1 protein-coding gene and 1 pseudogene are annotated in these 1,704 nt (G+C 41.1%); both read left to right on the forward strand.

Annotated elements, in window-relative coordinates:
- Positions 1-927: pseudogene (locus ACFIL3_RS08625) on the forward strand (transporter); the annotation flags it as partial.
- Entirely contained in the window at positions 924-1,700 is a 777-nt protein-coding gene (locus ACFIL3_RS08630) for a type IV secretion system protein (RefSeq protein ID WP_375682085.1), read from the forward strand. The pseudogene ACFIL3_RS08625 and the gene ACFIL3_RS08630, both read left to right, overlap by 4 nt.
- Positions 1,701-1,704: the final 4 nt, after the last annotated feature.

Here is a 1,704-nt window from a genome sequence, read left to right on the forward strand (position 1 = left end):
GGCACTTATATGCCCTTGAAGAATGGTAGACCGACAGGCATAGCACCGCTAAAAGGCTTAGACTATAACAATCCAGCAGATAGAGTTTTTTTACGCCAATGGATTATAAAGCTTGTTTCGTCTGAAGATCAAAAGATCAGTGAATCAGAAAGACAAGATATCACGGCGGCTGTTGACCAACTTGCCTTGTTGCCAAAAGAACAACGGACAATATCGGCCTTACAAATGTTTTTTGACACCACGCACAGGGAGGGGATAGCGGGTCGTTTAGAAAGATGGTGTAAAGGCAATGCCTTAGGGTGGGTTTTTGACAATCCTGATGACGACATTGGCATTGATGCAAAATTTATTGGTTATGACATGACGGATTTTTTAGACAATAATGAAATTCGTCCCCCCTTAATGATGTATCTTTTTCATAGGATTTTGTCTCTGATTGATGGACGTCGTATTATCATTGTCATTGATGAGTTTTGGAAAGCCTTAGAGGATGATTCCTTTAAAGCCTTTGCGCAAGACAGGCTGAAAACTATCCGTAAACAAAATGGTTTGATGTTGTTTGCAACGCAATCTCCCAAAGATGCGATCAATTCGACCATTGCTCACACCATTATAGAGCAATGCCCAACACAAATTTATTTTCCCAATCAAAAGGGCAATCATGGGGATTATGTAGAAGGTTTTAAATTATCAGACAGAGAATTTAACCTGATACAATCAGAATTAAGCCGTGAGTCACGGCGTTTTCTCATCAAACAAGGACAAAGTTCTGTTGTAGCAGAGCTAAATTTACGCGGCTTTGATGATGAAATAGCCATTTTAAGTGGCACCACCAAGAATATTGAACTCCTAGAGACCATTATGGATGAAGTTGGACAATCTCCAGAAAAATGGCTTCCTATTTTTCAAGAAAGGTCAAAGCAATGAAAAAACTTTTATTGGCAACAGCTCTTTGCGCAATTTCTTTTGGTTTAACAACCAATTCATTTGGTTTTGGCGGTATTGTATTTGATCCCAAGGCTTTTGGACAAATGATTAAACAAGTTCAACAAGGCCAACAACAGCTTAACAAGTTGCAAGAACAAATTCAACAAGGTGCACAACAGCTTGAGCAATTAAAGAGCCAACTCGATCAAGCGAAACAGTTATATAACTCCTTAAATGTCAAGCCTGACATTTCGGGATTGAAAGAGATGTTTAACAAGCAAGGGAGCAGTGGCGCCCTTCCTTCAGATTTCAACCACTTTCAACAATCAATGGGCAGTGGTGGCGGCGGTGGCGGTGGCGGCGGCAGCAAAAACACGCAAAAATGGCAAGAAGAACTTAAATACAAAGAGCCCGCGGGGGGCGCAGACTCAAAAGAGGCAGTAGATGCTTTTTACGCACAAGAAGTGAAAAAAGCTGAACAGCGCATAGTAGGAGAAGCGGCAAAAGGCCAAGACGTCTACGAAGAAGCCAGTGAAACACAAAAAAACATTACCAAGCTTCTTGACGAACTTGGAAGTACTGAAGATGCGGGTAAAATTCAAGGCATTCAAGCACAACTAGAAGCGATACAAGCAAAACTCCAAACACAAGTCCTTCAAATGCAAGCCGCCGCAATGATTCAACAAGCAGAAGAAAAAGCGGCAGAAAGACGTGAAATAGAAGAATTTAAAGCACGAACCAAAGCTTTAGCCCAAAAAATGCGTGGTCAATAAACGA

The organism is Bartonella sp. CE47NXGY, from assembly GCF_042195415.1.
GTDB lineage: Bacteria > Pseudomonadota > Alphaproteobacteria > Rhizobiales > Rhizobiaceae > Bartonella.

Excerpts from the sequence above, each read along its gene's own strand:
- ACFIL3_RS08630 (WP_375682085.1), top strand. The coding sequence starts at position 924 with ATGAAAAAACTTTTATTGGCAACAGCTCTTTGCGCAATTTCTTTTGGT.